A 4,869-nucleotide genomic window follows, 5' to 3' on the forward strand; every position below is an offset into this window, starting at 1 on the left:
CTCCCCCATCTCCCCCATCTCCCCCATCTCTCTTGACGATGGGGTGACGCACCTAGAGAGGGAATAAAGGGGGATAACCACTCAAAACCCCCTCCTCACCTTGATGATAAATCCTAGAGTTGAGAACCCGTCAGACTGATCAATAGAGGGGAGAAAGGGGGCGTTGAATTGGAATTAACAGTGGTCAGAGACTTGATTTATAAGTCACCACCGTTAAAGGCCAGTAAGAAAATGACGACTGGCCCAGCGATCATGATTAAACTGACGAAAACCAGTTGGAATAGGACTTCCCAGTTCAGACTTGTTATAAATTCCATATTTTTATTCAGTTACCCAACCCGATTACAACTCGAAACAAAAAAATCCAATGTATATAATACCTGTAGATCGGCCACTGCATAAGAGTTTTAGGCCGTAAAGATACAAAACTATACACAAATTCTCAGAATTGACCTGAAATCCATGAAAACTTGGCGTTGTATGGAGAATTGCGGGGCCTGTTGCCATCTCGATCCCCGCGATCGCCCGGACTTAGATCATTATCTCACCCCCGCCGAACTAGACCTGTATCTCAGTTTCGTAGGGGAGGATGGCTGGTGTATTCATTTTGACCCCAAAACGCGCCAATGCCGCATTTACGAACAACGGCCTCGGTTTTGCCGAGTCCAACCGGAAATTTTCGAGCAGATGTACGGAATCCCAAAAGAAGACTTTGAGGAATTTGCCATTGATTGCTGCGATCAGCAAATTTCTGGCGTTTATGGACATCGGAGTCCCAAACGCCAACAGTATAAGCAATTGGTGGGGTTTCAGGGGTCTCAACCCTAGGGACTAATCCGAGGAGGAGAAAAAGAAACGATACACCAAATACACCGCCACCCCAACAATGCCGATGGTAATCAGGGAAGTAATTAAGCGGAGGACGCTAGTTAATAGGGAAATTGCCACAAATGCCCCAACCAAGGCAACCAACACTTTACCCGTTTGGGGTAAGCGATTAAACCAGTCTTTGCTGACCTCCAAAAGTTGGTTAAAGTCAAAATTAGACAGAAGCGAGGCCAAAGAGTCGTCTTTTGGCTGATGTGATGGCTCGTTGGCCTCTCCTACAGTAGAATTAAAGGTATTTTGTTCAGAGCTAGCGGTTTGACCCTGAGCCGATTGTTCGTTCACTTGAGCCTCAAGTTCTTGTAGCTTGCGTTCTAGATCAGGATTGTTGGGAACATTCATAGGAAGATTAATAAAACTCAATCGAGGAGATTTCACTCTCTGATTACTATAGTAGTTACCCAAGAACCAAACTGAAAAGTCGGTTTGCCGAATCGTGAGACAGTTCACAAACAGGAACAAACCTTGGAACTGTTCTTCTCATTCGGATGAGGATCAGAGTGTGAGCGAGTGTGCAACTCAATTAGCATACGGAGTGAAAACCATGATCAAGCAACGTCAATTTTGGCAAAAGATCGCCCTTGTCCCTCTTATTATTGGGGGGTTGGGATTGTCTGCCGTAAGTGCTTTGGCCGAAGCGATCGCAATTCGACCAGAAGCTGACTATCAAACCACCGTCCAAGGAGAGTCGGGAGGAACAGTGGATAGTGGGGACTGTGGTTATATTCCCACCCGTCCCAATCATGTTATGAATTTAAGTGGGGATATTGAGTCGATGAGTTTAGAACTGACGGTGGCCAACAGTGAAGAAGCTCAACCCACCTTATTGATTGTCGGCCCCGATGGTCGGTTTTGCATTCGCGCTATTGAAGGGAAGGCGGATAGTGCAGGACTTTGGCCGGCGGGTCGCTATGAGATTTATGTCGGCGATCGCAGTGGTAAGAAAAATGACTACATTATCTCGATCAATCAGTAACCGCTTTTTTTCCCGCTTCAATCTAGTTGCTCTTTTAACGTTTCCCCTCTCGTCACCATTGGCCCAGTCTATCCCTTTCTCGGTTAAAAGGTTGGGGAATCTCGAAGATTCCCCAACCTTTTCCCGTTTCTTCATCTCTTGACCTCCAGTCATCAAGAAAGTTAAGAATCAGCTAAGAATCAGCGCGTCTCCATTGACAATACAGTTTACCTTGTTCATCTCTAACCCAATACGCTTCTAAACGAGGATAAGGGGAAACAGAGCGTTTTGGAGTCGTTGCGGTTTGTCCAGTTTGGGGACGAACATTTTTTTTGTCTAAGGTTGTGGCCATGATACGACCCTCCTTGTTTTGATTAAGTCACAGAATGATCTAGGGCTTATTAATCTTTCATTAACCTTCCCTTTACTTATACCTTAGCGAATCTGCCTGTCACTGAGAAAGTTTTGTATCATACTGTTACAAAACAACGCCAGAGACTCAGGAAGTGAGACCGATAACCGACCACATTTTCCCCAGTCGCTGGAGTATCGTTAACCTTGCCTTAACCTGAATAGAATAAGAACCCATGTATTATTTAACTCTCTGGTAAAATTCATCTAGAGAAGACCGCTAGATTGGATTATTAATCTTGTAAGTTATTTGTCGAGGAACCATGACGACTGCCCAAAATCCAACTCAACCTGTAAATTATGATATTGAGTCCACTGTTTTAAAACGATATCAAGAGGGAGCAAAACAGCAAGAAGCGAAACTTTGTTGTCCGACCGACTATGACGGACAATATTTAAAAATATTACCCGAAGAAATTCTCGAAAAAGACTATGGATGTGGCGACCCAACCCGCTATGTTTCCGAGGGAGAAACGGTGGTAGATTTAGGGTCAGGAGTCGGTAAAAATTGTTATATTTTAGCCCAAAAAGTGGGAAAAACAGGGCAAGTTATTGGAGTTGATTTTAATGATGAAATGTTAGCCATTGCTCGCAAGTATCAAGACGAAATAGCTCATAAAATTGGCTACCATAACACGAAATTTGTCAAGGGAAAAATTCAAGATTTAAAATTAGATTTAGAACCCGCACAAACTTGGCTCAACGGGCATCCTATCCACTCCCTTGAGGAGATGATGCAGTTTGAAGCAGAATGCGATCGCTTGCGACAGCAAACCCCCCTCATCCCCGATAACAGCGTTGATGCGGTCATTTCTAACTGTGTTTTAAACCTCGTTCGTCCCCAAGATAAACAACAATTATTTAACGAACTGAACCGCATTTTAAAACCCGGTGGTCGTGCCATTATTTCCGATATTGTCTGTGATGAAGACCCAACCCCAAAAATATTAAATGATCCAGACTTATGGAGTGGTTGTATTGCCGGAGCATTTCGAGAAGATGAATTCCTCACTCTGTTTGAGCAGTCCGGGTTTTATGGGTTAACCATTCTCAAACGAGAAGAAACCCCTTGGCAAGTCATTGATGGGATAGAATTCCGGTCAATGACGCTTTGTGCGTATAAAGGGGAAAATACCCATGAATTTGACCGTCATCAAGGGGTAATTTATAAAGGCCCTTGGCAACAAGTGGAAGACGAAAACGGACAAATCTTAAAGCGGGGTCAACGCATCGCGGTTTCTGATGTGACCTATGAAAAATATAGTCAACCTCCCTATGCAGACGATATCATTGCTGTTCCCCCCTATGAAGAAGTTGAAAGTCCCCAACCGTTTAATGTCCCCTCTCCCTCCCTACGGCCTCCCCAAGTCTCGAAAGGGGAAAATTATCAAGTGACCACGGAACAAACCTCCTCTTGTTGTGGTTAGAGTAGAGAGGGAGAAACCGGGTTTCTATCTCAATGGTGCTTTTTTCCTTCTACTGCACAGGAGAAACCCGGTTTCTTCGTTTTCATTGGTTAATCTTTTTGAGACGCTAAATGATCTGCGAGACGGGTGGTTTCGGGGAGTTTGTACTTTGTGGTACAACGCAGCACATAATTAATCGCAGTGGGGAGACTAATTTTGTGGCCGGGAGAGATGTAGAGGGGTTTAACATTAGTGCGCGATCGCAAAACCACCCCAACCTCCTCACCATTATCCCACAACGGAGTCCAATCCCCTTTTTCCCGTCCCACCTCCTCATGGTGGCCAATTAACCGTGACTTTGCCACCCCAATTGTCGGACAATCCAATAATACCCCCAAATGACAAGCCAACCCCAAACGACGGGGATGGGCATATCCTTGACCATCACATAAAATCAAATGGGGTTTTGTGGTAAGTTGATCCAGAGCTTCCAATAATGCGGGAACTTCTCGAAACGACAAAAACCCCGGAATATAGGGAAACGTCGTCTTAATTTTAGCAGTGGCCGTCTCCACCACCGTTAACTCCGGAAACTTCAACACCGCAACTGCGGCCTTAGTCACTTGATAATTCTCCTCAAACCCCGCATCTACCCCGGCCACATACTGCACATCCCCCAATTGATCCTCTAAAATCACTTGCTGACGTAACTTCTCTTGAATTTTTTTCGCTTCTTCAAGGGTTGGGGTTGTCATTGTTGGTTGTTGGTTGTTGGTTTTTTGTCCAACTTGCAATTATTAATTATCCATTATTAATTATCCATTATCCCCCCTTTCCGGATAGCTGCATCTTTCCTTGTAAATAGGACTAGCAGTTCTCTGGAATCTCAATTATGCTCGTTTATACTGCACTTCTTGTCTCGAACCTCATGTGGGCTAACCCTTCCGTTGCAGACGTTACCCCCATCTTTGATACCCCTTTAGTTAATACAGAATCTCCCCAAGCACGGGCCCGTCGTCGTCGAGATACCAGTCGTCGGGGGAGTGGCCGTCGGGAAATGTTGGGAATGACGATTGACATCTCCCGCGCTGAAAGACGCGGGATTCTTCTCATCCCAGAATTAGTTTCAAGGAAGGAAGCGTTTTAGAGTTACGACTGCCCACCGCAACTGACTCAATAGCAATCCGTTTGATCAAAACGGCACTATTTTCA

The 4,869-nt window shown here is 44.9% G+C and carries 8 protein-coding genes; 4 read left to right on the top strand and 4 right to left on the bottom strand.

What is annotated here, in order from left to right:
* Window positions 1-197 precede the first annotated feature (197 nt).
* Window positions 198-317 carry a photosystem II reaction center protein Ycf12/Psb30 gene (gene psb30 / locus PN462_RS21405; protein WP_272130881.1) on the bottom strand — a complete coding sequence of 40 codons (120 nt, stop codon included), beginning with the start codon at window positions 315-317 and terminating at the stop codon, window positions 198-200.
* A 145-nt stretch (window positions 318-462) separates the two neighbouring features.
* Here psb30 and PN462_RS21410 point away from each other — a divergent pair, with 145 nt between their 5' ends.
* Window positions 463-828 carry a YkgJ family cysteine cluster protein gene (locus tag PN462_RS21410; protein WP_272130882.1) on the top strand — a complete coding sequence of 122 codons (366 nt, stop codon included), beginning with the start codon at window positions 463-465 and terminating at the stop codon, window positions 826-828.
* Between the two features lie 3 nt (window positions 829-831).
* Here PN462_RS21410 and PN462_RS21415 read toward each other — a convergent pair whose 3' ends face one another.
* Window positions 832-1,227 (bottom strand): hypothetical protein, encoded by a 396-nt coding sequence (locus PN462_RS21415; protein WP_272130883.1) that lies wholly within the window; start codon window positions 1,225-1,227, stop codon window positions 832-834.
* Between the two features lie 202 nt (window positions 1,228-1,429).
* On the opposite strand from PN462_RS21415, the gene PN462_RS21420 reads away from it, so the two are divergent.
* On the top strand, window positions 1,430-1,861 hold the full coding sequence (locus PN462_RS21420; RefSeq protein WP_272130884.1) for a hypothetical protein: 432 nt from the start codon (window positions 1,430-1,432) through the stop codon (window positions 1,859-1,861).
* Window positions 1,862-2,033: 172 nt separating this feature from the next.
* Here PN462_RS21420 and PN462_RS21425 read toward each other — a convergent pair whose 3' ends face one another.
* Window positions 2,034-2,192 carry a hypothetical protein gene (locus tag PN462_RS21425; RefSeq protein WP_272130885.1) on the bottom strand — a complete coding sequence of 53 codons (159 nt, stop codon included), beginning with the start codon at window positions 2,190-2,192 and terminating at the stop codon, window positions 2,034-2,036.
* A gap of 322 nt (window positions 2,193-2,514) precedes the next feature.
* On the opposite strand from PN462_RS21425, the gene PN462_RS21430 reads away from it, so the two are divergent.
* On the top strand, window positions 2,515-3,678 hold the full coding sequence (locus PN462_RS21430; RefSeq protein WP_272130886.1) for a methyltransferase domain-containing protein: 1,164 nt from the start codon (window positions 2,515-2,517) through the stop codon (window positions 3,676-3,678).
* A gap of 89 nt (window positions 3,679-3,767) precedes the next feature.
* Here the strand turns inward: PN462_RS21430 and nfi are convergent, their stop codons facing one another.
* The gene (gene nfi / locus PN462_RS21435) at window positions 3,768-4,412 is read right to left on the bottom strand and encodes a deoxyribonuclease V (protein ID WP_272130887.1); all 645 of its coding nucleotides are present in this window, start codon (window positions 4,410-4,412) and stop codon (window positions 3,768-3,770) included.
* 137 nt (window positions 4,413-4,549) lie between these two features.
* On the opposite strand from nfi, the gene PN462_RS21440 reads away from it, so the two are divergent.
* On the top strand, window positions 4,550-4,804 hold the full coding sequence (locus tag PN462_RS21440) for a hypothetical protein (protein WP_272130888.1): 255 nt from the start codon (window positions 4,550-4,552) through the stop codon (window positions 4,802-4,804).
* Window positions 4,805-4,869 lie beyond the last annotated feature (65 nt).

Source organism: Spirulina sp. CS-785/01 (genome assembly GCF_028330525.1).
GTDB lineage: Bacteria > Cyanobacteriota > Cyanobacteriia > Cyanobacteriales > Spirulinaceae > JAQMSD01.